Genomic DNA, 21878 nt, shown 5'->3' with positions numbered 1-21878 from the left:
CCTCTCTTTTTTATGCGCGTGCCCGAAAACGTGCGGCGATGGTAACGGATGGGCGCGCGACTGCAAGTGTCGTCATTGCAGTTGCGCTTCGGGCAGGGTCAGTGTGCGCGGGATCCCGTCGGCATCCCAATGCGCGCTGCCCCAGGCCAGCAGTTCGCCCGGCGAAGCGTGAGCCAGTTCGGTGCCGGGATTCTGCCCCAGCGCGCGCAAGGCCCGCAGCAGCAACGGCGTGGCCTGATCGGCTTCGAGCGGCGGCGAGCGGTAGGACTTGCCGAGTTTGTTGCCGTCCGGCTGGGTGATCAGCGGCAAGTGCAGATAACGCGGCTGTTTCAGACCGAGCAGTTCTTGCAGGTACAGCTGACGCGGCGTCGAATCGAGCAGATCGGCGCCACGCACAATATCGGTAATGCCTTGCCAGGCGTCATCGAGTACCACCGCGAGTTGATAGGCGTAGAGACCATCGCGCCGACGGATGACGAAGTCGCCTACGTCGCGGCCCAGGTGCTGGCGGTATTCGCCCTGCACGCGATCGATGAAGTGGTATTCCAGCTCCGGCACGCGCAGGCGGATCGCGGCGTCGTGCTGTTCATGCCCGGCATTGCGGCAAAACCCCGGATAAATCCCGTGATAGGGCTCCAGTTGTTTGCGCGAGCAGGTGCAGGCGTAGGCCAGGCCATGATTGAACAAGCTATCGAGCACTTCGGCATAAGCCGCGTGTCGATCGCTTTGGCGGACCATTTCGCCGTCCCATTCGAAACCGTAGCTTTCCAGCGCCTTGAGAATCGCCGCTTGTGCACCGGGCTCTTCGCGCGGCGGATCGAGATCTTCCATGCGCACCAGCCAGCGCCCACCGACGGAGCGGGCGTCGAGGTAAGACGCCAACGCAGCGACCAGCGAACCGAAGTGCAGGTGGCCACTGGGGGTGGGGGCGAAGCGGCCGATGTAGGCGGGGGATTTGGCAGTCATGGAGGCGATAAAGGCTATTCAGAATTTAAGCAGGTTACCCCTGTGGGAGCGAGCCTGCTCGCGAAAGCGCTGGGTCAGTCAATAATGAGCTGTCTGAAGGGACGCTTTCGCGAGCAGGCTCGCTGCCACAGAGGCAGAAGCAGGTTCCGTGGGCAAAACACAGAAACAAAAACGGAGCGTTCGCACGCTCCGTTTTTCGTTCAGGTCGAGATTACTTGCCGACCTGCTTTTCCTTGATTTCCGCCAGGGTCTTGCAGTCGATGCACAGATCCGCTGTCGGGCGGGCTTCGAGGCGCTTGACGCCGATCTCGATGCCGCAGGACTCGCACCAGCCGTACTCTTCGTCTTCGATCAGTTGCAGCGTCTTGTCGATTTTCTTGATCAGCTTGCGCTCGCGGTCGCGGGCGCGCAGTTCGAGGGCGAACTCTTCTTCCTGGCTGGCACGGTCGGCCGGGTCAGGGAAATTGGCCGCTTCGTCTTTCATGTGATCAACCGTGCGGTCGACTTCCTGCATCAAGTCCAGTTTCCACTTGTTCAGGATCTTGGTGAAGTGCGCGCGCATTGGAGCGCCCATGTACTCTTCACCCGCCTTCGAAACGTAAGGTTCGAAGCCGCTGATCGTGTCTTTCTGCTGTTGCTTTGCTTGGGTGGACATGAAATAGACCGCCTCTACTCTTGTAATCCATTGCGCAGGATTGCTCCATCACCGACACCTGCCGGCCCTGCGGCTGCAAGCGGGCGAACTTACCAGATCAAATCAGCCTGCGCTACTCCCGGATGTCGAGCCCCCGGCGGGTGGCGCTTGCAGATGTCTGACAAGCCGTGTCTGTGGGAAGGGAGACCTGTTCAATCACTGATTTTAGTCAATCCTGGAGCGTACGTTCAGATCGTTACAGTCCAGCGTTCTTGAGGCTGTGACCTTCACGGGTTCTCGCTCGTTCCGGCAGACAGGTAGAATCGTCTCTTTTTTCCGTCAAAGGCATTCCAATGGGCCCCTACAGTGCGCGCAGTCGTGCGATCGAACCGTTCCATGTGATGGCGCTGCTGGCGCGGGCCAATGAATTGCAGGCCGAAGGCCACGACGTGATCCATCTGGAAATCGGCGAGCCGGACTTCACCACCGCCGAGCCGATCATCCGCGCCGGACAAGCTGCGTTGAGCGCCGGCAAGACCCGTTACACCGCCGCCCGTGGCATTCCCGAACTGCGCGAGGCGATCGCCGGTTTCTACCAATCGCGGTACGGCCTGAATATCGACCCACGGCGGATTCTGATCACGCCGGGCGGCTCCGGCGCGCTGTTGCTGGCCAGTGCCCTGTTGGTCGATCCGGGTAAACACTGGCTGCTCGCCGACCCGGGCTACCCGTGCAATCGGCATTTCTTGCGGCTGGTCGAAGGCGCGGCGCAGCTGGTGCCGGTCGGGCCGGAGGTGCGTTACCAACTGACCCCGGATCTGGTCGAGCGGCATTGGGACCACGACAGCGTCGGCGCCCTCGTCGCTTCGCCGGCCAACCCGACGGGCACTTTGCTCACCCGCGATGAACTGGGCGGATTATCCACAGCGATCAAGGCCAGGCACGGGCACTTGGTGGTGGATGAGATCTACCACGGCCTGACCTACGGCACTGATGCCGCCAGTGTGCTGGAAGTCGATGACAACGCTTTTGTCCTCAACAGTTTCTCCAAGTATTTCGGCATGACCGGTTGGCGCCTGGGCTGGCTTGTCGCGCCGGACGCGGCGGTCAGCGAGCTGGAAAAACTCGCGCAGAACCTCTACATCAGTGCGCCGAGCATGGCGCAGTACGCGGCGCTGGCCTGTTTCGAGCCAGCCACCATCGCGATTCTCGAAGAGCGCCGCGCCGAGTTTGCGCGCCGTCGCGACTTCCTCCTGCCGGCGCTGCGTGAACTTGGTTTCAACATCGCCGTTGAGCCGGAAGGTGCGTTTTATCTGTACGCCGATATCAGCCGTTTCGGCGGTGATGCCTTCGCATTCTGCCGACATTTCCTCGAAACCGAGCACGTTGCCTTTACGCCGGGACTGGATTTCGGTCGTCATCAGGCCAGCCATCACGTGCGCTTCGCTTACACACAAAACCTCGCACGTTTACAGGAAGCGGTTGAGCGCATTGCGCGCGGCTTGAAGAGCTGGCAAGGCTGATGCGCTTTTATCCTGCCCTGGAAGAAGCGCGGCTGATTCGCCGATACAAGCGTTTTCTCGCCGATATCGAAACCGTTAGCGGCGAGTTGCTGACCATTCACTGCCCCAACACCGGTTCGATGCTCAATTGCCAGGTCGAGGGCGGGCAGGTCTGGTTCAGTCGCTCCAATGACCCGAAACGCAAATTGCCCGGCACTTGGGAAATTGGCGAAACCCCGCAGGGCCGGCTGTTTTGCGTCAACACCGGGCGCGCCAACGGCTTGGTTGAGGAAGCCTTGCAGGCGGGTGTGATCACCGAGTTGAACGGCTTTACCGCGTTGAAGCGTGAGGTTGCCTACGGACAGGAAAAAAGCCGCATCGACTTCCGCCTCGAATACCCCAGCGGCCCGGCGTATGTCGAAGTGAAAAGCGTCACCTTGGGCTTCGACGGTACGGCGGTGGCGGCGTTTCCCGATGCGGTGACCCAGCGCGGCGCCAAACATCTGCGCGAGCTGGCGCATCTGGCGCGCGACGGTATTCGGGCGGTGCAGTTGTACTGCGTGAACCTCACCGGCATCGATGCCGTGCGCCCGGCCGAGGAAATCGATTGGGCTTACGCCGAGGCGCTGCGTGAGGCGGTCGCCTGCGGTGTCGAGGTGTTGGCGTATGGCGTGCGCCTAGACCATGAAGAGATGGTCATCGACCGCCGACTCGACGTGCGGCTAAACGGTTAAACGTCGACCCACACGCCTCGTGTATCTTCCCGGCATTCAATTGCCGTGAGCGACTGCCCGGCGCAGGGGCCGGCGACGCATTCGCCGTCCTCGATCAAAAACAGTGCACCATGGGTGGCGCACTGGATCAGGCTGTTGCTTGGGTCGAGAAACTGGTCGGGCTGCCATTCCAGCCCGACGCCGCGATGCGGGCAGCGATTGAAGTAGGCATAGACCTGCCCGCCACGACGCACGGCGAAAAGCTTTTTGCCTTCGATAACGAAACCGCGACTGCCACCTTCGGCCAGCTCACTGCCGGCGCAGAGAAACTTCATGGCTATCCTCTAATGTCCGCTCGTGTCTGGATATGTCCGAGCTTGACGTTCAAATGCAAACAATTATCAAATGGCGACCTTCTCCCACAGGGAGTCTGGCCGTTGCCGAGGATACTTGGCTCGCTGCGCCGATGCCCGGGAAACCTTGTTCAAGGAAGCTGCTATGCGCCTGAAAACCCGCGTTGCCGTACTGTGCGTCGGCCTTTTTCTCAGCCATCAGGCGACCGCAGCGGATTTACCGCAACGCTGGGTCAGCGCTGGCGGCGCGCTGTCGGAATGGGTCAGCGCGTTGGGTGGTGAGTCGAAGCTGGTAGGGGTCGACACCACTAGTCAGCATCCCCAATCGTTGCAGGCCCTGCCGAGTATTGGTTATCAGCGCAGCCTGTCGGCCGAAGGCATCTTGAGCCTGCGCCCGGACATTCTGGTCGGTACCGAAGAAATGGGCCCGCCGCCGGTTCTGGCGCAAGTCAAAGCGGCCAAGGTCAAGGTCGAGTTGTTTTCAGCCCAGCCTGATCTGCCGACATTGGAAAAGAATGTCACTCATCTGGGCCAGTTGCTCGGCGCACAAAGCCAGGCAGCGCAGCTGCTGCAGAGTTATCAACAGCAGCTCCAGGCGCAGAAAGCGCGCGTTGCCCAAGTGCAGACCACGCAGAAAGCTCCGGGCGTGTTGCTGTTGCTTGGGCACGCCGGCGGCAAGCCGTTGATCGCCGGCAAGGACACCGCCGCCGATTGGTTGCTGCAACAGGCTGGCGGGCACAACCTTGCGACGCATACCGGCTACAAACCGTTTTCTGTCGAATCCCTCGCCAGCCTTGATCCCGAAGTGCTGGTGTTTGCCGACCGTGCGCTGACCGGCGAGGCCGCAAAAGCGGCATTGTTCAAGGAAAACCCCATCCTCAATTCCAGCCGGGCGGCGAAGAGCGGGCGGGTGATGGAGCTGGATCCGACGCTGCTGGTTGGCGGCCTCGGGCCACGGTTGCCGGCTGCTTTGCAAACCCTGACTGACGGCTTCTACCCGGCCAAGGGCGGCCAATGACCACACTGGTCAAACCCCGTGGCCTGTTTATCGGCCTGACATTGCTGTGTCTGCTCGCGATCTGGCTGTCGCTGGCGCTGGGGCCGGTGAGCCTGCCGCTGTTCGATACCTTGCGCGCGGCGCTGCGTCTGATCGGCGTGCCGTTGGCGCCGCAAGGTCTGGAGCAGGCTGAGCTGATTCTCGGCCAGATCCGCCTGCCGCGAACCTTGCTCGGCTTGGCGGTGGGCGGCGTGCTGGCGCTGTCCGGGGTGGCAATGCAGGGCCTGTTTCGTAATCCGCTGGCCGATCCGGGGCTGGTCGGGGTGTCCAGTGGCGCGGCACTTGGCGCAGCGATTGCGATTGTCGGTGGTTCGTTATTCGGCGGCCTGCCGGAGTGGTTCGGGCCGTATCTGTTGTCGGTGTGTGCGTTTCTTGGCGGGCTCGGGGTGACGGCGCTGGTCTATCGGCTGGGCCGGCGCAACGGTCAGACTCACGTCGCCACCATGTTGCTGGCCGGTATCGCGCTGACGGCGCTGGCCAGTTCGGCGGTCGGTCTGTTCACCTATCTGGCCGATGACGCCACGCTGCGCACCCTGACCTTCTGGAATCTGGGCAGCCTCAACGGCGCCAGTTACGCGCGGCTGTGGCCACTGCTGATCATCACCATCGGCGTGGCGCTGTGGCTGCCGCGTCGGGCCAAGGCATTGAATGCCTTGTTGCTCGGTGAATCCGAGGCCGGTCATCTGGGCATCGATGTCGAACGGCTCAAGCGCGAACTGGTGTTCTGTACCGCGCTGGGTGTCGGCGCGGCGGTGGCGGCGGCGGGCATGATCGGTTTTGTCGGGCTGGTGGTGCCGCATCTGGTGCGCCTGCTGGCCGGCCCCGATCACAAAGTTCTGTTGCCAGCCTCGGTTTTGGCGGGTGCGAGCCTGTTATTGCTCGCCGATCTGGTGGCGCGCCTGGCGCTGGCGCCGGCGGAGTTGCCGATCGGCATTGTCACGGCGTTTATCGGCGCGCCGTTCTTCCTTTATCTGCTGCTGCGAGGGCGTGCCTGATGTTGTCTGCGCACAATCTGCATGTCCGCCGTGGCCGCAAAGCAGTGCTCAGTGGGGTTACGCTCGGGCTCGAACCCGGCGAGGTGCTTGGGGTGCTGGGGCCGAACGGCGCCGGGAAAAGTACGTTGCTTGGCGCATTGTGTGGTGAGTTGCCCGCCAGCGACGGCAATGTCTCGCTCGATGGTCAGACGTTGAGCCACTGGAGCGGAACGCAGCGGGCACAACGACTGGCGGTGTTGCCGCAGGTTTCGACGCTGGATTTTGCCTTCGCCGTGGAAGAGGTCGTCGGCATGGGCCGCTTGCCGTACCAGACCGGGCGCGTACGTGATGACGAAATCGTCGCGGCAGCGCTGGCCGCCGCCGATGCCGGGCACCTGAGTGGGCGCAGTTATCTGGCGTTGTCCGGTGGCGAGCGTCAGCGCGTGCATCTGGCGCGGGTGCTGGCGCAACTCTGGCCGGGCCAGGCCGGGCAAACCTTATTGCTCGACGAACCGACATCGATGCTCGATCCGCTGCATCAGCACACCACCTTGCAAGCGGTGCGCGAGTTCGCCGATTGCGGCGCGGCGGTGCTGGTGATCCTGCATGATCTGAATCTGGCGGCACGCTATTGTGATCGTGTGCTGTTGCTGGAGGAGGGGCGCCCGGTTGCGCTGGATACTCCGCAGCAGGTGCTGCGTCCGGATACGCTTAAAGCAGTGTTCGGCCTGGAGGTTTTGGTGCAACCGCACCCGGAGCGTGGGCATCCGCTGATCATCGCCCGCTGAATCATCATCGAGGTGTCGCATGCGTGGATTGTGGTTGTTGGCGCTGGTGTTGCTCGCGGGCTGTCAGCACGTGGCGGCTCCGCCTGTGGGCGCTGATATCCGCGATCTGCGCAGCGGCGAGGTACTTACGGCGCAGCAATTGCTGACGCGTCTGGCTGAGCCTGAGCGTTTGATCATCGGTGAGCAGCACGACAACGCCGATCACCATGCCGCACAGTTGTGGCTGTTGCAGTCGCTCGGCGAGCAGCGAGCGCAAGGCAGTCTGCTGCTGGAAATGCTCTCGCCGGTTCAACAAGCGAAAGTCGATGCGGCACGCCAGTCGAAATCCGTTCCGGCAGATCTGCCCGCGGCATTGGCCTGGCAAGAGGGCTGGGACTGGAACCTTTACGGGCCGATCGTGCGCTTTGCCCTGTCGCAGCCGTATCCGCTGCTGGCGGCCAATCTCGATGACAGCGAAATCCGCGCGTTCTACCGCAATCCACCTGCTCTGAACGGTCCGCGCAGTAATGCGCTTTCGGTTAAAAAAACCTTGCTTGGGCAAATCAGTGAATCCCACTGCGGCCTGCTGCCCGAATCACAGATGCCAGCAATGCTGGCGATTCAGCAACAGCGTGATCGACGCATGGCCGAACGCATGCTGGCGGCGCCGATGCCTTCGATTCTGCTGGCCGGTGCCTGGCATGCGCGCAAGGATGTCGGCGTGCCGCTGCATCTGTCGGATATCGGCGCTGGCAAGGCGCCGATCGTATTGATGCTGGCCGAGCAGGGCGCTGCGGTATCGGCGGCGATGGCCGATTACGTCTGGTACACGCCGGCCACGCCGAAGCCGGATTACTGCGAGCAGATGCGCCAGCAATTCGCTAAATGACTTTTCTACGGGCAAAAAAAGACCCGGTAAAACCGGGTCAAATAACCGTGATTAGCCTGATGAGGAGATAATCTGAGAGTCCGAACCAAGGGCTTTTCAGAATATCGACTGATCTCGCGACCAGTTGTGATAATCATAGCGATTCTCATTACCGCGTCAACCGCTGATTTTGCAAATCTGTAATTTAGTTTTGCGAGCGGTGGTGAGGCCCTGTGAATAAAGGGCTTTGCGCTAGGTGCGCTGCGTCGTCAACTGCGTGATCCTGCGATTCAACTGGCCGATGCGTCGAGCCATACCCTCAATCAGGCAATGGGCGATCTTCGGATTGCTGCGGGTCATGCTCAAAAATTGATCACCGGGAATCAACATCAACGTGCTCGGCTCGGACGTCACCACCGAAGCGTTGCGCGGCTCGCCGGTAAACAACGCCATGGCGCCGAAAATCTCGTCCTTGGCCACGTCACCGACCTTGTACCCGTCGACGAACGCCTCGGCGTGCCCGTCGATGATCACGAAGACATGATCCGCTGCATCGCCCTGTTGAATCAGCACGGCGCCCGCCTCAACGCGTTTGAAGCCGTTGGTGCTGCGAAACTCCCGAGGTTTCAGCTCGGCCACGGCATGGGCGAGCAGCGCCATTTGCCCGAGCAGATAGCTCAGCAACTGCTCCGCTCGATCAGGGTCGGCATACAAATGCTGCAAAACCTCAGCGCGCCCATAGGGCACCAGGCGCACAGCGCTGTCGCTGCAAATGCGGCAGTCGCTCCATTGCTCGCCACGTTGCAGGCCGAGCAGATCACCTTCCTGCCAGTAGAACAGCGCACGGCCCGCGATGCAGCCATGTACCACGCCCTCGCTCAGCAGAAACAATTGATCGCTCGGCAACTGTGCAAACAGATCTTCCGTTGCCTCCAGCTCGATGACCGGCGCGCACGGTGACAAATCCTGCAGCCACTGCCCGGGAAGATTCTGCAAGCGATTGATCAATGCGTCGGCGTGGGCCGATTGTTCCCCCAGTAAATACATGGCGTCAGCGCCTGTTCAGTTCTTATGGCGCGCGGAAATGGCTTCGAGCTGTTTGTTCAAGGCGTCCTTGCGCTCGGCGGGGATGTCGTTCCAGTGCACGTCCATCAACGCGCCTTCGATCGCATACAACAACACCTTCGATGCGCGAAACCCCCGAGTACGCACGGCCCGGTAGGCATCCACTGCACCGAGGCGACGCAAGTCCGAGGCGCTGTGGATGCCCACGGCATGCAGCCATTGCGCCGATGTCTTGCCAAGATTTTTCAGGTGTTGCAGTTCATCATTCATCAAGCCTCCTTGCGACGGCCGAATGGTGCGTGGGCGAGCTTCTCAGCAGTGTAGCCATCAGTAGGAAAAGCGTGGTTGTTTGGTCGGATTCGACGCAAAAGCTTCTAAGAAAGGGGGGTAAAGGAGCTGCGAACGCAGAGGGAAGCGAGTTAGGCGTTAACAATGTGGGAGCGAGCCTGCTCGCGAAGAGGGCGTATCAGACACAATCGATATCAGCTGACACTACGCCTTCGCGAGCAGGCTCGCTCCCACAGGGGAAAGGCGTGGCGTCAGGAAGATTTCCAGATTTCAGCGGGTGCGATAGCGCAACCGCGTGCCGAAATTCATCGACATCAGAATCTCGTCAGCACTCAGCTCCGGCGGAAAGTACGCCCCGGAAATCTGCGCATGGGCCAGGCTGGCGCCTTCGAGCGAAGCCTTGCGGAAGTCGATGCCGCGCAGGTCGGCGGAGCGGAAGTACGCATCGCGGAAATCCACGCCGTCGGCGTTCAGCTCGCGCAGGTCGAGACCACGGAAATCGCCGCCGACCATGTCGATCGGGCCATCCTGTGGACGTTCCTTGTTGAAGCCTGCAACGTCATCTTTGTGCAGCAGGGCGTAAAGCGGAGTGTCGAGCAGTTTTGGCTGGCTCATGTCAGATCACCTGTTGGTTTTATGACGCCAGTATAGTGCCACTATTTGCCGGCCGTGAAGCGAGCGTGGGCTTCACGGCCGAAATAGTTTTTTACAGACCCGGCAGGCGCTGACGGATCTGCGCGACCACGGTGTCCAGCGTGCCGGATTCATTGGTCTGCACGCGTTTGCTGCGCAGGATTTCTTCCGGCGTCAGTGCTTCGCGGTTGGCCTGTTGCGCTTCGATCACGGCGAGGGTGGCGTCGGACGGATCCTTCTGGTCGGCTTGACGCATCGCCAGCCAGCTCTCGATCACGGCTTGCGGGGCGTTGCAGTCGAGGATCAAAAACGGCGTGCCAGTAGCTTCGGCAATCTTCGCCGCGTTGTCGCGCTGCTCACGCTTGAGGTAAGTCGCGTCGATCACTACCGGGAAGCCGGCGTGCAGGATCACCTCGGCGATTTCATGCAGGCGCGCATAGGTCGCGGTGCTGGCATCGGCGCTGTAAATGCCGGCCTGCACATCGTTGGCAACGGTCTGCTCACCAAACAGGCGCTTGCGCTCGACATCGGAACGCAGGCGAATCGCGCCCAGCGCTTCGACCAGGCGCATGGCCACATGGCTCTTGCCGACTGCGGAAACACCGTGGGTAATGGCCATGAAGCGCGAAGGAATGGTGCTGTAGCTTTCCGCCAGGTTGGCGTAGTTGCGGTACTGGCGCAGGGTGGTGGCGCGCTGCACCGCAGTCGCTTCCGCCGGCATGCTGAACAACGCCACCTTGGCCCGCACCAGCGCGCGGTAGGCTTTATAGAAGTTCAGCACTTCCAGGCCCTGATAGTCGCCGGTCAGTTCCAGATACTGGCTGACGAGGCGACGTGCCAGTGACTTCAGGCCACGGTCTTCCAGATCCATCGCGAGGAAACCGGTGTCGGCCCAGACGTCAGTGAAACGGAACGGCTCGTTGAACTCGATGCAGTCGAAGATCACCACGTTGCCGTCGATGACCGTGGCGTTGCCCAAATGGATGTCGCCGTGGCATTCACGGGTGAAACCTTGCGCCTTGCGCTGGGCGAACAGTGGCTTGAGGCGCTCGAAGCTGCTTTCGGCCCAGGCTTTCAGGGCCTCAAGTTGCAGCAAATCGTTCTTGTCGCTGAGGAACGGCAGGATCTGCTCGAAGTTTTGCGCGACCGGTGCCATCACGCTGTCCGGCGTGCCGGCGTCGTGTTCGGCCGGGACTTTCGGGGCGTTGAGATGGAAATGGGCGATCTGCTCGGCCAACGCATCAATGTGCTGAGTGGTCAATTCGCCATTGGCTTGCAGGGTGCTGAGCAACCCGCTCTGGGGGAACTGGCGCATTTTCAGCACGTATTCGATAGCCGGGCCGTCGCCGCCCAATTGCGGTGCCTCGACGCTGCCGGTGATTGGCAACACGTCCAGATACAAATCAGCGGTCAGACGCTGGTTCAGACGCAGCTCTTCAGCGCAGAAATGCGCACGTGCGTCGAGGCTGGTGAAGTCGAGGAAGCCGAAATTCACCGGCTTCTTCACTTTATAGGCAAAGGGGCCGGTGAGAATCACCCACGAAATGTGGGTTTCGATGACCTGAAATCCTTCGACGGGATGCGGGTAGAGGGCCGGGTTTTGCAGGGCAGCGATCAGGGACTGGCTCACGGGCGATCCTTCAGAGGCGGGGGAATTCGAGGCGGCCATTATGGCTGCTTGCCCGCCTGACGCAAACCTCCGCGCGTGCCTGTTGAGGATCGATAAAGTGCGTATAATCCGCCGCCATGACTCGATCCCGATCCCCCCGTACCAAGAAAAAACCACCAGCCAAGGGCCTCAGCCCATGGTTGAGCTGGGCCATTAAACTCAGCCTGGTCGGCCTTGTAGTGCTGGCCGGCTTCGCCGTTTACCTCGATGCCGTGGTGCAGGAGAAGTTCTCCGGCAAACGCTGGACCATCCCGGCCAAGGTGTACGCGCGCCCGCTTGAGCTGTTCGTCGGACAGAAGCTCAGCAAGGACGATTTCCTCACCGAACTCGATGCCCTCGGCTATCGCCGCGAAGCCGTGAGCAATGGCCCCGGCGCCGCAGCCGTCAGCGGCAATACGGTTGACCTGAACACCCGTGGCTTCCAGTTCTATGAAGGTCTGGAAAAGCCGCAGCCGGTGCGTGTGCGCTTCTCCGGCGACTACGTCGCCGAACTGTCCTCGACCAACGGTTCGAAACTGTCGGTGGTGCGCCTCGAGCCGCTGATGATCGGCGGCATTTACCCGAAAAATCTTGAAGACCGCATCCTGATCAAACTCGATCAGGTGCCGCCGTACCTGCTCGAAACCTTGATCGCTGTGGAAGACCGCGACTTCTACAGTCACTGGGGTGTGTCGCCGAAATCGATCGCCCGCGCCGTGTGGATCAACACCTCCGGCGGCAAGATGACCCAGGGCGGCAGTACGCTGACCCAGCAGTTGGTGAAGAACTTCTACCTGACCAGCGAACGCAGCCTGACCCGCAAGCTCACCGAAGCGATGATGGCGTTGCTGCTCGAACTGCATTACGACAAGAAGGAAATCCTTGAGGCCTACCTCAACGAAGTCTTTGTCGGCCAGGACGGTCAGCGTGCGGTGCACGGTTTCGGTCTGGCCAGCCAGTTCTTCTTCGGCCAGCCTTTGTCCGAACTGAAACTGCATCAAGTGGCGTTGCTGGTCGGCATGGTCAAGGGGCCGTCCTACTACAACCCGCGTCGCAACCCGGAACGCGCGCTGGAGCGGCGTAATCTGGTCCTCGACGTGCTGGCGCAGCAAGGCGTGGCAACCGCCGAGCAGGTCGAAGCGGCGAAGAAAATGCCGCTCGGCGTGACGACTCGCGGCAAGCTCGCCGACAGCTCGTTCCCGGGCTTCATCGATCTGGTCAAACGTCAGTTGCGCGAAGACTACCGCGACGAAGACTTGACCGAAGAAGGCCTGCGCATCTTTACCAGTTTCGACCCGATTCTGCAGATGAAAGCCGAAGCCTCGGTCAATGACACGTTCAAGCGGCTGGCCGGGCGCAAGGGCTCGGATGACGTCGAAGCGGCGATGGTCGTGACCAACCCGGAAACCGGTGAAGTCCAGGCGATGATCGGCAGCCGTCAGGCCAGCTACGCCGGGTTCAACCGTGCACTGGATGCGGTGCGCCCGATTGGTTCTTTGATCAAACCGGCGGTGTATCTGACCGCGCTCGAGAAGCCGAGCCAGTACACGCTGACCAGTTGGCTGTCGGACGATCCGCTGTCGGTCAAGGGCGCCAACGGTCAGGTGTGGAAGCCGCAGAACTACGATCGCCGCTCCCACGGTACGGTGTTCCTCTATCAGGGCCTGGCGCATTCCTACAACCTGTCGACCTCGCGTCTGGGCCTGGAAGTCGGTGTGCCGAATGTGCTCAAGACCGTGGGTCGCCTGGGCGTCACTCGTGAATTCCCGGCGTTCCCGTCGATGCTGCTCGGTGCCGGCGGCATGACGCCGATCGAAGTGGCGACCATGTATCAGACGCTGGCCAACGGTGGTTTCAATACGCCGATGCGCGGCATTCGCAGCGTGTTGACCGCCGAGGGCGAGCCGCTCAAGCGTTATCCGTTCCAGATCGAACAGCGCTTCGATCCTGCCTCGATTTACCTGATCCAGAACGCCATGCAGCGGGTGATGCGTGAAGGTACCGGCAGTTCGGTTTATAACGTGCTGCCCAAGACCCTGACCCTGGCGGGCAAGACCGGTACCAGTAACGATTCGCGCGACAGCTGGTTCGCCGGTTTCAGTCAGGATCTGCTGGCGGTGGTCTGGCTCGGCCGCGATGACAACGGCAAGACGCCGTTCACCGGGGCCACCGGTGCGTTGCAGGTCTGGACCAGTTTCATGCGCAAGGCCGATCCGCTGCCGCTGGACATGCCGCAGCCGGACAACGTGGTGCAGGCCTGGGTCGATTCGCGCACCGGCCAAGGGTCGGATGCCAACTGCCCCGGCGCGGTACAGATGCCGTATATTCGCGGCAGCGAACCGCCACCCGGCGCCGCGTGTGCAAGCGAAACACCTGCCTCGCCGGAATCGGTGATGGACTGGGTCAAAGGCTGGATGAATTAAGCAAAGAGGGTTTCAAGTGAACAAGTGGTTGATTCCAGCGGTGACCGCCGTGGCTTTGCTCAGCGGCTGCTCCACCGTACAGCGTGGTTCGATTCCTGTGGTGGATTCGGGCACCGCCGTGTCCAACAGCGAGCGCATCGGCGCCAATGGCGGTTTCCGCCAGACCACGGTCAAGCGCCCGGTGCAGGGCCAGACTCAGGCGATTCCGCAAGGCGATACCGGCGTAGTGGTGATGGTGCCGGGTGGTGGTGCTGCGGTGTCGACACCGATCAGCTCTTCGCCGATCGTCCCGGGGCCGGCATCCGGAGGCATCACGTCGGGGCCTTACAATCCATCGGCGGTTGAGTCGGCGCCGATCAACTCCGGCAGCTACAGCATGCCGTCGACGCCAAGTGGCATTCCTTCGGCCAGCAGTGGCGGCGGTCTGTCGGCGGATGAGCAACTGGACGGTCCGGTACTCGCCTTGCTGACCACCGCGCAACAGCAACAGGCCGGTGGCGACCTCAACGGTGCTTCTTCCAGCCTGGAGCGGGCGCAACGTGTCGCCCCGCGTGAGCCACAAGTGCTTTACCGTTTGGCGCAAGTACGTATGGCCCAAGGCGATGCGCCGCAAGCCGAGCAATTTGCCCGTCGTGCGCTGACCATGGCCAACGGTCGTCCGGACCTGCAAGCCAGCCTGTGGGAAATCATCGCTCAGTCTCGTGAGAAGCAAGGCGATTCCGCCGGCGCCGCACTGGCCCGTCAGAAGGCCAAGGTTTCCCTGTAATGGACGTGCGCTTCCCGAAAATCGCCGATCAGCTGTTGCTGATCGAACGCGAGCTGCGTACCCAGGGTTGGTGGGATGAGGTTGAGCCGTCCGCCGAAGCGCTAAGCAGTGTCGAGCCGTTTTCGGTCGACACGCTGGACTTCGAGCAATGGCTGCAATGGATCTTCCTGCCGCGCATGAAGATGATCCTCGAACAGGATCTGCCGCTGCCGAACGCCTCGGGCATTCAGGAAATGGCGGAAATGGTCTTTGCCCAGCGCAACCTTGGCGGAAAGGATCGGCAGTTGCAGGTGCTGCTCAAAGAGTTTGACCTGCTGATCACTGCATCCCGCTGAACTAAACTGGGAACTGCCAGGCCTACTGGCAGTTCTCGGCAATCTGCTTCTTCGCTTCGACGATGCGTTCCTGACGCTGTGTATCGTCGAGCCTGCGCACATCCCCCTCGACCTCCTCACGCAAACGTGGATTGTTCTGCAGTTGCGCCAGGTTCGTGCGTGCCTGTTCGCAAAACGCCTTGAGCTGCGCCTGCTGCTCGGCGACCTGTTTCTTCACCTTGGCATCAATGGCTTTCTGATCGCCAAGTACGCCGCCGCCCGGCATCGGCGCAGCTTTCGGCGCGGGTGAGGAGGGTGTGTGTACGGTCGTCGACGGTTGGTCCTGCGGAGGCTGCGCATCGAAATGCGTGACGCCTTGGGCGTCGACCCATTTGTAGATTTGAGCGGCCGAGCACCATGGGCTGAGGCCGATCAGTAGAGTGAGGAGGAGCGTTCGCATGCTGATTCCTTGGCAAAAATGCGCAATTGACGCTAACAGAGTAGCGCTTTTCAGGTTTTTTCTTGCGTTCTCATGTGCTTACCCACAATTAACCACACAGACGACTTGACTTGCAGAGGGCGAAACAGAAGAATCCAAAGTCCGCTGTAGAGGGACTGCCAGAAGCAGACCCACTCGGTAGATCATGAGGCGCACATCCGCGCCGACCTGTTACACCCGCAACGCGTTACCTCGCGCTGGGTGGGAAAGGCCCGCAACACTTGGGACGATCCCAATACTTGCTCAGTCAGTGCTGACGTAGTCGGCGACCACCGTCGCTCATGCTCTGCCGAGAAGTAAACCTATTAAGACCCGCCCCTTTTTTGTGGACGGTATTCTGGCGTTTTAGAGGTGAACAACGTGGAGCTTTTATCTGGCGGTGAGATGCTCGTCCGCTTTTTGCGTGACGAAGGCGTCAAATATATCTACGGGTACCCGGGTGGTGCTCTCCTGCATGTTTACGATGCCCTGTTCAAAGAACCGGAAGTGACCCACATCCTGGTTCGTCACGAACAAGCGGCTACCCATATGGCTGACGGCTACGCCCGTGCCACCGGTAAAGCCGGCGTGGTATTGGTGACATCCGGTCCAGGCGCCACAAACGCCATCACCGGTATTGCCACCGCCTATATGGACTCGATTCCGATGGTGATCATTTCCGGTCAGGTGCCAAGCACCATGGTCGGCACCGACGCGTTCCAGGAAACCGACATGATCGGTATCTCCCGGCCGATCGTGAAGCACAGCTTCATGATCAAGCACGCTTCGGAAATCCCGGAAGTCATGAAGAAGGCCTTCTACCTGGCGCAATCCGGTCGTCCGGGCCCGGTTGTTGTCGACATCCCGAAAGACATGACCAACCCGGCCGAAAAGTTCGAATACGTTTTTCCGAAAAAAGCCAAGCTGCGCTCCTACAGCCCGGCCGTTCGCGGTCACTCCGGGCAGATCCGCAAAGCAGCCGAAATGTTGTTGGCGGCCAAGCGCCCGGTGCTGTACTCCGGCGGCGGCGTGATTCTCGGCAATGGCTCCGCGCAACTGACCGAACTGGCAAAAATGCTCAACCTGCCGGTGACCAACACCTTGATGGGTCTGGGCGCATTCCCTGGCACTGACCGTCAGTTCATCGGCATGCTGGGTATGCACGGCAGCTACACCGCGAACCTGGCGATGCACCATGCCGACGTGATCCTCGCAGTGGGCGCACGCTTCGACGATCGGGTGATCAACGGCCCGGCGAAATTCTGCCCGAACGCCAAGATCATCCACATCGACATCGACCCGGCGTCGATTTCCAAGACCATCAAGGCCGACGTGCCAATCGTGGGTCCGGTCGAGAGCGTCCTGACCGAAATGGTCGCGATTCTCAAGGAAATCGGCGAGACCCCGAACAAGGAGTCCGTAGCGAGCTGGTGGAAGCAGGTGGATGAATGGCGCGGTGATCGCGGCCTGTTCCCTTATGAAAAGGGCGACGGCAGCAAGATCAAGCCGCAGACCGTGATCGAAACCCTCTGCGAAGTGACCAAGGGCGACGCCTTTGTGACCTCCGACGTTGGTCAGCACCAGATGTTTGCCGCGCAGTACTACACGTTCAACAAGCCGAACCGCTGGATCAACTCCGGTGGTCTGGGCACGATGGGCTTCGGTCTGCCAGCCGCGATGGGCATCAAACTGAGCTTCCCGGACGACGACGTTGCCTGCGTCACCGGCGAAGGCAGTATCCAGATGAACATCCAGGAGCTGTCGACCTGCCTGCAATACGGCTTGCCGGTGAAGATCGTCATCCTCAACAACGGTGTGCTGGGCATGGTTCGCCAGTGGCAGGACATGAGCTACGGCAGCCGTCACTCGCACTCCTACATGGAATCGCTGCCGGACTTCATCAAGCTGGCTGAAGCCTACGGCCATGTTGGCGTACGCATCACCGAATCGAAAGACTTGAAGTCGAAGATGGCCGAAGCGTTCGCCATGAAGGATCGCCTGGTGATCATCGATGTTGCGGTCGACACCAGCGAGCACGTCTACCCGATGCAGATCAAAGACGGCTCCATGCGCGATATGTGGCTGAGCAAGACGGAGCGTACTTAATCATGCGGCACATTATTTCCCTGCTTCTGGAAAACGAACCCGGCGCTCTCTCTCGCGTAGTCGGCCTGTTCTCGCAGCGCAACTACAACATCGAAAGCCTGACCGTGGCCCCGACCGAAGACCCGACCCTGTCGCGTCTGACGCTGACCACCGTGGGCCACGATGAAGTGATCGAGCAGATCACCAAAAACCTGAACAAGCTGATCGAAGTGGTCAAGCTGGTGGACCTGTCGGAAAGCGCTCACATCGAGCGTGAACTGATGCTGGTCAAGGTCAAGGCCACTGGCGCTCAGCGCGCCGAGATCAAACGCACCACCGATATCTACCGTGGACAGATCGTCGACGTTAGCGCCAGCGTGTATACCGTTCAATTGACCGGTACCAGCGACAAGCTCGACAGCTTCATTCAGTCCATCGGCACCGCATCGATTCTGGAAACCGTCCGTAGCGGCGTGACCGGCATTGCTCGCGGCGACAAAGTACTCAGCATCTAAACCAAATTAGCGCATGGCCTGAACGGCCGGATATAAGGGGAAATTCATGAAAGTTTTCTACGATAAAGACTGCGACCTGTCGATCATCCAGGGCAAGAAAGTTGCCATCATCGGTTACGGCTCCCAGGGCCACGCTCAAGCGTGCAACCTCAAAGACTCCGGTGTCGACGTTACCGTCGGTCTGCGTAAAGGTTCGGCCACCGTTGCCAAAGCCGAAGCTCACGGCCTGAAAGTGACCGACGTTGCTTCCGCTGTTGCCGCTGCCGACCTGGTCATGATCCTGACCCCGGACGAGTTCCAGTCCTCGCTGTACAAGAACGAAATCGAGCCGAACATCAAGAAAGGCGCCACTCTGGCCTTCTCCCACGGCTTCGCGATTCACTACAACCAGGTTGTTCCGCGTGCCGACCTCGACGTAATCATGATCGCGCCGAAAGCCCCGGGCCACACCGTGCGTTCCGAGTTCGTCAAAGGCGGCGGTATCCCTGACCTGATCGCGATCTACCAGGACGCCTCGGGCAACGCCAAGAACGTCGCACTGTCCTACGCCGCTGGCGTTGGTGGCGGTCGTACCGGCATCATCGAAACCACCTTCAAGGACGAGACCGAAACCGACCTGTTCGGCGAACAAGCCGTTCTGTGTGGCGGTACCGTTGAACTGGTGAAAGCCGGTTTCGAAACTCTGGTTGAAGCTGGCTACGCGCCGGAAATGGCCTACTTCGAGTGCCTGCACGAACTGAAGCTGATCGTTGACCTCATGTACGAAGGCGGTATCGCCAACATGAACTACTCGATCTCCAACAACGCCGAATACGGCGAGTACGTGACTGGCCCGGAAGTGATCAACGCCGAATCCCGTCAGGCCATGCGCAACGCCCTGAAACGTATTCAGGACGGCGAATACGCCAAAATGTTCATCAGCGAAGGCGCAACCGGCTACCCTTCGATGACCGCCAAGCGTCGTAACAACGCCGCTCACGGCATCGAAATCATCGGCGAGCAACTGCGCTCCATGATGCCGTGGATCGGTGCCAACAAGATCGTCGACAAAGCCAAGAACTGAGTCGTCGTTCCTTGTACGAAAAACGCGGCCTCGGCCGCGTTTTTTCGTTTGGGCCGGTGCTTCTGGTATAAAGCTGCATCGTTTGTGGCCGAACTGTCGTCCTCAAGCCTCTGTCGAATTTTTTCCAAACCGTTGCAAGGTAATGTCCATGAGCGAACGTCCCGAAGAGCCGAACAAGGCTTCCGACGCCGAAAGCCTGCTGCCCATCGATGAACACATCGAAGAAGGGCACGACGCTGAAGGTCGTAAAGTCCGGCATCGTGGTATCTATCTGCTGCCGAACCTGTTCACTACTGCCAACCTGTTCGCAGGCTTCTATTCCATCATCAACTCGATGAGCGCCCAGGCCGCGTTGAGCGCCGGCGACTCGGTGAATGCGAGCAAGTACTTCGCCTTCGCTGCGATCGCGATTTTCGTCGCGATGGTGCTCGACGGCCTCGACGGTCGCGTGGCGCGCATGACCAATACGCAAAGTGCCTTCGGCGCCGAGTACGACTCGCTGTCGGACATGGTCGCCTTCGGTGTTGCGCCGGCATTGCTGGCCTTCGGCTGGGCGCTGGGAGACATGGGCAAGGTCGGCTGGATGGTCGCCTTCATATATGTAGCGGGTGCGGCGTTGCGTCTGGCGCGTTTCAACACCCAGGTCGGCACGGCGGACAAACGCTACTTCATCGGTCTGGCCAGCCCGGCGGCGGCAGGTGTGGTGGCCGGTATTGTCTGGGCGTTCAGCGATTACGGCATCCAAGGTTCGAAGATGTCGTTCCTGGTGGCCTTGATGGTGGCGGCGGCCGGCATGCTGATGGTCAGCAACATCAAGTACAACAGCTTCAAGGAGCTGGATCTCAAAGGTCGCGTGCCGTTCGTGGCGATCCTCGCGGTGGTGCTGGTATTCGCTGTCGTGTTCAGCGATCCGCCGCGCATTCTGCTGCTGGTGTTCCTCGCCTATGCGGCGTCCGGTCCGGTGCAATATCTGTTGCGTCTTCGTCGTCACAAAAACGCCGAGTGATGTAATTTCCCGCATACTCCGCAGTCTATGGGTGCACCTGTCCTCCAAAGCTGCGGAGTTGTCATGTTGATCAAGATCCCCAAAGCATCCGACTGCCATGAGTCGGATGTCACGCCTGAAGCCATTTATCTCTCCCGCCGCCAATTGCTCGGCGCCACTGCTGCCGGTATTGCCGTGAGCAGCCTGCCACGCTGGGCCAGTGCCGCTGATGCCCCTCGCTACTCTGATGTCGAATCCGGCAAGGCTCCGGCCTGGTTTGCCGAAAAGCTTCCTTCTACTCAATGGGGGGCGGTCAACGTCAAGGACGAGGCGATCACGCCTTATAAAGACGCGACGAACTACAACAACTTTTATGAGTTCGGTACCGGCAAGGGCGATCCCGCGAGGAACGCTGGCGACCTGAAAACCGAACCCTGGAGCGTGGTGATTGACGGGGAGGTGGGTAAGCCGGGGCGTTATGCGCTGGAAGACTTCATGAAACCGTATCAGTTGGAGGAGCGTATTTATCGTCTGCGCTGCGTCGAGGCGTGGTCGATGGTCATTCCCTGGATCGGCTTTCCCATCTCGGCCTTGCTCAAGCAGGTCGAACCGACTTCCAAAGCGAAGTACATCCGCTTCGAAACCTTGCAGGATCCCAAGAGCATGCCCGGCCAGCGTTCCGGTTTTGCCTTGATCGACTGGCCGTATGTCGAAGGCCTGCGTCTCGATGAGGCGATGAATCCTTTGGCGATCCTGGCGGTGGGCATGTATGGACGCGAACTGCCGAACCAGAACGGCGCGCCTTTGCGTCTGGTGGTGCCCTGGAAGTACGGCTTCAAAAGCGTGAAATCCATTGTGCGCATCAGTCTGGTCAGCGAGCAGCCGAAGACCACCTGGCAAAGCATTGCTGCCGATGAGTACGGCTTCTACGCGAATGTGAATCCTACCGTCGACCATCCACGCTGGACCCAGGCGCGCGAGCGGCGCTTGCCGAACAGCCTGTTCAAACCGAATGTGCGCGACACGCAGATGTTCAACGGCTACTCGGATGAAGTCGCTTCTTTATATACAGGGCTCGATCTGCGGAAGAACTACTGATGCGTTATCCGTTCTGGCGAGTGGGCGTTTTCATTGCTGCGGCGGTCTGGCCATTGCTGTGGTTCTATCAAGCGTTCGCCGATCTGCTCGGGCCTGATCCGGGCAAGGTGCTGGTTGATCGTCTCGGGCTTGGCACGCTGGTGTTGCTGTTGATTACGCTGAGCATGACGCCGTTGCAAAAGCTGAGTGGCTGGGCGGGGTGGATTGCAGTGCGCCGGCAGTTAGGGCTTTGGTGTTTTGCTTATGTGACGCTGCATCTGTTCAGCTATATGGCGTTTATCCTCGGGTTCGATTGGTCACAGTTGGGCGTTGAGCTGCGCAAGCGGCCTTACATTATTGTTGGTGCGCTGGGCTTTCTCGGATTGCTGATACTGGCGGTGACGTCCAATCGTTATAGTCAGCGTCGTTTGGGCGCTCGCTGGAAGAAGCTGCATCGTTTGGTTTACCTGATTTTGGGGCTGGGTTTGCTACATATGCTGTGGATCGTCCGGGCTGATCTGGAGGAGTGGGCGATTTATGCCTTTATAGGTGGCGTGCTTTTGCTGCTTCGTCTGCCGCCGGTGACGAAGCGAATCCCGCGTTTACTGGGTAAAAAGCAGAATCTGCAAGAAAAGCGAAATTAACGGTTGACGGCAGATTCCAGAGGTCTATAATTCGCCCCACTTCCGGCGCAGTCGAAACGG

General features: G+C 60.3%; 23 protein-coding genes. 15 read left to right on the top strand and 8 right to left on the bottom strand.

What is annotated here, in order from left to right; all coding sequences use genetic code 11:
• Nucleotides 1–72: 72 nt before the first annotated feature.
• Both gluQRS and dksA read right to left on the bottom strand, forming a co-directional pair.
• Nucleotides 73–966 (bottom strand): tRNA glutamyl-Q(34) synthetase GluQRS, encoded by an 894-nt coding sequence (gluQRS, locus tag V8J63_RS23535; RefSeq protein WP_130927871.1) that lies wholly within the window; start codon nucleotides 964–966, stop codon nucleotides 73–75.
• 211 nt (nucleotides 967–1177) lie between these two features.
• A complete protein-coding gene (gene dksA / locus V8J63_RS23530) occupies nucleotides 1178–1621 on the bottom strand; it encodes an RNA polymerase-binding protein DksA (protein ID WP_016773167.1) in 444 nt (147 codons plus the stop codon).
• A 332-nt stretch (nucleotides 1622–1953) separates the two neighbouring features.
• Between dksA and V8J63_RS23525 the strand changes: the two genes are divergently transcribed.
• Both V8J63_RS23525 and sfsA read left to right on the top strand, forming a co-directional pair.
• Nucleotides 1954–3123: a pyridoxal phosphate-dependent aminotransferase gene (locus V8J63_RS23525; protein WP_336464689.1), complete on the top strand. Its 1170-nt coding sequence runs from the start codon at nucleotides 1954–1956 to the stop codon at nucleotides 3121–3123.
• Nucleotides 3123–3836: a DNA/RNA nuclease SfsA gene (gene sfsA / locus V8J63_RS23520; protein ID WP_024014329.1), complete on the top strand. Its 714-nt coding sequence runs from the start codon at nucleotides 3123–3125 to the stop codon at nucleotides 3834–3836. The genes V8J63_RS23525 and sfsA overlap by 1 nt, the downstream gene beginning before the upstream one ends.
• Here sfsA and V8J63_RS23515 read toward each other — a convergent pair.
• Nucleotides 3833–4150, bottom strand: a complete 318-nt coding sequence (locus V8J63_RS23515; RefSeq protein WP_336464688.1) for a Rieske (2Fe-2S) protein — start codon at nucleotides 4148–4150, stop codon at nucleotides 3833–3835. The two genes, sfsA and V8J63_RS23515, sit on opposite strands and share 4 nt — an antisense overlap.
• Before the next feature lie 163 nt (nucleotides 4151–4313).
• Here V8J63_RS23515 and V8J63_RS23510 point away from each other — a divergent pair, with 163 nt between their 5' ends.
• The 4 genes from V8J63_RS23510 to V8J63_RS23495 are packed head-to-tail and all read left to right on the top strand — an operon-like array spanning nucleotide 4314 to nucleotide 7855.
• Nucleotides 4314–5186 (top strand): heme/hemin ABC transporter substrate-binding protein, encoded by an 873-nt coding sequence (locus V8J63_RS23510; RefSeq protein ID WP_336464687.1) that lies wholly within the window; start codon nucleotides 4314–4316, stop codon nucleotides 5184–5186.
• 50 nt (nucleotides 5187–5236) lie between these two features.
• Complete coding sequence (locus V8J63_RS23505; protein WP_167333571.1) at nucleotides 5237–6220, top strand: FecCD family ABC transporter permease; 984 nt, start codon at nucleotides 5237–5239, stop codon at nucleotides 6218–6220.
• Nucleotides 6220–6987, top strand: coding sequence for a heme ABC transporter ATP-binding protein (locus tag V8J63_RS23500; RefSeq protein WP_130902756.1), 768 nt, complete (start codon nucleotides 6220–6222; stop codon nucleotides 6985–6987). The genes V8J63_RS23505 and V8J63_RS23500 overlap by 1 nt, the downstream gene beginning before the upstream one ends.
• Nucleotides 6988–7006: 19 nt before the next feature.
• Complete coding sequence (locus V8J63_RS23495; protein ID WP_130888613.1) at nucleotides 7007–7855, top strand: ChaN family lipoprotein; 849 nt, start codon at nucleotides 7007–7009, stop codon at nucleotides 7853–7855.
• 231 nt (nucleotides 7856–8086) lie between these two features.
• On the opposite strand, the gene V8J63_RS23490 is transcribed toward V8J63_RS23495, so the two are convergent.
• The 4 genes from V8J63_RS23490 to V8J63_RS23475 all read right to left on the bottom strand — a co-directional run bounded on the left by V8J63_RS23490 (nucleotide 8087) and on the right by V8J63_RS23475 (nucleotide 11450).
• A complete protein-coding gene (locus V8J63_RS23490; RefSeq protein WP_130888614.1) occupies nucleotides 8087–8881 on the bottom strand; it encodes a Crp/Fnr family transcriptional regulator in 795 nt (264 codons plus the stop codon).
• A 15-nt stretch (nucleotides 8882–8896) separates the two neighbouring features.
• A complete protein-coding gene (locus tag V8J63_RS23485) occupies nucleotides 8897–9169 on the bottom strand; it encodes a TfoX/Sxy family protein (RefSeq protein WP_016773175.1) in 273 nt (90 codons plus the stop codon).
• A gap of 288 nt (nucleotides 9170–9457) precedes the next feature.
• Nucleotides 9458–9802: a pentapeptide repeat-containing protein gene (locus V8J63_RS23480; RefSeq protein WP_039761605.1), complete on the bottom strand. Its 345-nt coding sequence runs from the start codon at nucleotides 9800–9802 to the stop codon at nucleotides 9458–9460.
• Nucleotides 9803–9893: 91 nt separating this feature from the next.
• On the bottom strand, nucleotides 9894–11450 hold the full coding sequence (locus tag V8J63_RS23475; RefSeq protein WP_110603205.1) for a bifunctional aminoglycoside phosphotransferase/ATP-binding protein: 1557 nt from the start codon (nucleotides 11448–11450) through the stop codon (nucleotides 9894–9896).
• 116 nt (nucleotides 11451–11566) lie between these two features.
• On the opposite strand from V8J63_RS23475, the gene mrcB reads away from it, so the two are divergent.
• Genes mrcB through V8J63_RS23460 form a run of 3 tightly spaced genes read left to right on the top strand, consistent with a single transcriptional unit; the run spans nucleotide 11567 to nucleotide 14992 of the window.
• Complete coding sequence (gene mrcB, locus V8J63_RS23470) at nucleotides 11567–13891, top strand: penicillin-binding protein 1B (protein WP_073475436.1); 2325 nt, start codon at nucleotides 11567–11569, stop codon at nucleotides 13889–13891.
• Nucleotides 13892–13907: 16 nt separating this feature from the next.
• A complete protein-coding gene (locus tag V8J63_RS23465) occupies nucleotides 13908–14657 on the top strand; it encodes a tetratricopeptide repeat protein (protein ID WP_016773179.1) in 750 nt (249 codons plus the stop codon).
• A complete protein-coding gene (locus V8J63_RS23460; RefSeq protein ID WP_016773180.1) occupies nucleotides 14657–14992 on the top strand; it encodes a YqcC family protein in 336 nt (111 codons plus the stop codon). The genes V8J63_RS23465 and V8J63_RS23460 overlap by 1 nt, the downstream gene beginning before the upstream one ends.
• Nucleotides 14993–15014: 22 nt before the next feature.
• Here the strand turns inward: V8J63_RS23460 and V8J63_RS23455 are convergent, their stop codons facing one another.
• Nucleotides 15015–15431 (bottom strand): DUF4124 domain-containing protein, encoded by a 417-nt coding sequence (locus tag V8J63_RS23455; protein WP_223631255.1) that lies wholly within the window; start codon nucleotides 15429–15431, stop codon nucleotides 15015–15017.
• Nucleotides 15432–15830: 399 nt separating this feature from the next.
• Here V8J63_RS23455 and V8J63_RS23450 point away from each other — a divergent pair, with 399 nt between their 5' ends.
• The 6 genes from V8J63_RS23450 to msrQ all read left to right on the top strand — a co-directional run bounded on the left by V8J63_RS23450 (nucleotide 15831) and on the right by msrQ (nucleotide 21818).
• Nucleotides 15831–17555: an acetolactate synthase 3 large subunit gene (locus V8J63_RS23450; RefSeq protein WP_039761986.1), complete on the top strand. Its 1725-nt coding sequence runs from the start codon at nucleotides 15831–15833 to the stop codon at nucleotides 17553–17555.
• Nucleotides 17556–17557: 2 nt separating this feature from the next.
• Nucleotides 17558–18049: an acetolactate synthase small subunit gene (gene ilvN, locus V8J63_RS23445; protein ID WP_003176102.1), complete on the top strand. Its 492-nt coding sequence runs from the start codon at nucleotides 17558–17560 to the stop codon at nucleotides 18047–18049.
• 46 nt (nucleotides 18050–18095) lie between these two features.
• Entirely contained in the window at nucleotides 18096–19112 is a 1017-nt protein-coding gene (gene ilvC / locus V8J63_RS23440) for a ketol-acid reductoisomerase (protein ID WP_003228216.1), read from the top strand.
• 148 nt (nucleotides 19113–19260) lie between these two features.
• Nucleotides 19261–20118, top strand: a complete 858-nt coding sequence (gene pssA / locus V8J63_RS23435) for a CDP-diacylglycerol--serine O-phosphatidyltransferase (RefSeq protein ID WP_016773182.1) — start codon at nucleotides 19261–19263, stop codon at nucleotides 20116–20118.
• A 63-nt stretch (nucleotides 20119–20181) separates the two neighbouring features.
• Nucleotides 20182–21195 carry a protein-methionine-sulfoxide reductase catalytic subunit MsrP gene (msrP, locus tag V8J63_RS23430; RefSeq protein WP_024014317.1) on the top strand — a complete coding sequence of 338 codons (1014 nt, stop codon included), beginning with the start codon at nucleotides 20182–20184 and terminating at the stop codon, nucleotides 21193–21195.
• Nucleotides 21195–21818 (top strand): protein-methionine-sulfoxide reductase heme-binding subunit MsrQ, encoded by a 624-nt coding sequence (gene msrQ, locus V8J63_RS23425; RefSeq protein WP_130928038.1) that lies wholly within the window; start codon nucleotides 21195–21197, stop codon nucleotides 21816–21818. The genes msrP and msrQ overlap by 1 nt, the downstream gene beginning before the upstream one ends.
• The last annotated feature ends 60 nt before the right edge of the window (nucleotides 21819–21878 follow it).

The organism is Pseudomonas sp. CCNWLW23 (genome assembly GCF_037095675.1).
Lineage (GTDB): Bacteria > Pseudomonadota > Gammaproteobacteria > Pseudomonadales > Pseudomonadaceae > Aquipseudomonas > Aquipseudomonas atacamensis.
The sequence above is the reverse complement of the archived record's forward strand: the minus strand, read 5'-3'. Positions and strand labels throughout refer to the sequence as shown.

Bases quoted from the DNA above. Each gene is read 5' to 3' on its own strand.
- gluQRS (WP_130927871.1), bottom strand. From the start codon at position 966: ATGACTGCCAAATCCCCCGCCTACATCGGCCGCTTCGCCCCCACCCCC.
- dksA (WP_016773167.1), bottom strand. From the start codon at position 1,621: ATGTCCACCCAAGCAAAGCAACAGCAGAAAGACACGATCAGCGGCTTC.
- V8J63_RS23525 (WP_336464689.1), top strand. From the start codon at position 1,954: ATGGGCCCCTACAGTGCGCGCAGTCGTGCGATCGAACCGTTCCATGTG.
- sfsA (WP_024014329.1), top strand. From the start codon at position 3,123: ATGCGCTTTTATCCTGCCCTGGAAGAAGCGCGGCTGATTCGCCGATAC.
- V8J63_RS23515 (WP_336464688.1), bottom strand. From the start codon at position 4,150: ATGAAGTTTCTCTGCGCCGGCAGTGAGCTGGCCGAAGGTGGCAGTCGC.
- V8J63_RS23510 (WP_336464687.1), top strand. From the start codon at position 4,314: ATGCGCCTGAAAACCCGCGTTGCCGTACTGTGCGTCGGCCTTTTTCTC.
- V8J63_RS23500 (WP_130902756.1), top strand. From the start codon at position 6,220: ATGTTGTCTGCGCACAATCTGCATGTCCGCCGTGGCCGCAAAGCAGTG.
- V8J63_RS23495 (WP_130888613.1), top strand. From the start codon at position 7,007: ATGCGTGGATTGTGGTTGTTGGCGCTGGTGTTGCTCGCGGGCTGTCAG.
- V8J63_RS23490 (WP_130888614.1), bottom strand. From the start codon at position 8,881: ATGTATTTACTGGGGGAACAATCGGCCCACGCCGACGCATTGATCAAT.
- V8J63_RS23485 (WP_016773175.1), bottom strand. From the start codon at position 9,169: ATGAATGATGAACTGCAACACCTGAAAAATCTTGGCAAGACATCGGCG.
- V8J63_RS23480 (WP_039761605.1), bottom strand. From the start codon at position 9,802: ATGAGCCAGCCAAAACTGCTCGACACTCCGCTTTACGCCCTGCTGCAC.
- mrcB (WP_073475436.1), top strand. From the start codon at position 11,567: ATGACTCGATCCCGATCCCCCCGTACCAAGAAAAAACCACCAGCCAAG.
- V8J63_RS23460 (WP_016773180.1), top strand. From the start codon at position 14,657: ATGGACGTGCGCTTCCCGAAAATCGCCGATCAGCTGTTGCTGATCGAA.
- V8J63_RS23455 (WP_223631255.1), bottom strand. From the start codon at position 15,431: ATGCGAACGCTCCTCCTCACTCTACTGATCGGCCTCAGCCCATGGTGC.
- ilvN (WP_003176102.1), top strand. From the start codon at position 17,558: ATGCGGCACATTATTTCCCTGCTTCTGGAAAACGAACCCGGCGCTCTC.
- ilvC (WP_003228216.1), top strand. From the start codon at position 18,096: ATGAAAGTTTTCTACGATAAAGACTGCGACCTGTCGATCATCCAGGGC.
- pssA (WP_016773182.1), top strand. From the start codon at position 19,261: ATGAGCGAACGTCCCGAAGAGCCGAACAAGGCTTCCGACGCCGAAAGC.
- msrP (WP_024014317.1), top strand. From the start codon at position 20,182: ATGTTGATCAAGATCCCCAAAGCATCCGACTGCCATGAGTCGGATGTC.
- msrQ (WP_130928038.1), top strand. From the start codon at position 21,195: ATGCGTTATCCGTTCTGGCGAGTGGGCGTTTTCATTGCTGCGGCGGTC.